This window comes from Citrobacter sp. Cf118, assembly GCF_030334095.1.
In the GTDB taxonomy this organism is placed as follows: domain Bacteria; phylum Pseudomonadota; class Gammaproteobacteria; order Enterobacterales; family Enterobacteriaceae; genus Citrobacter; species Citrobacter freundii.
Window position 1 is genome coordinate 1 of the sequence record NZ_JAOWES010000039.1, and the last position, 265, is coordinate 265.

At 53.6% G+C, this 265-nt stretch carries 1 tRNA gene; it reads right to left on the reverse strand.

Annotated features, from left to right (window positions below):
* Positions 1 to 9 precede the first annotated feature (9 nt).
* Positions 10 to 85: transfer RNA gene (locus OGX67_RS00525), tRNA-Ala, on the reverse strand.
* Between the last annotated feature and the right edge of the window lie 180 nt (positions 86 to 265).

The window sequence follows — 265 nt, forward strand, 5'->3', positions numbered from 1 at the left end:
CAGTAAAGATGGTGGAGCTATGCGGGATCGAACCGCAGACCTCCTGCGTGCAAGGCAGGCGCTCTCCCAGCTGAGCTATAGCCCCATCGTAGTTATCTCATTCACCTTAATTCTTGCTGAGACAAGGCGTGGAGCGGCGAAGCATACTGAAGTATGCGAGTCGTTTCACAACGCGGTATCAGAAAGAATTTGGTAGGCCTGAGTGGACTTGAACCACCGACCTCACCCTTATCAGGGGTGCGCTCTAACCACCTGAGCTACAAGC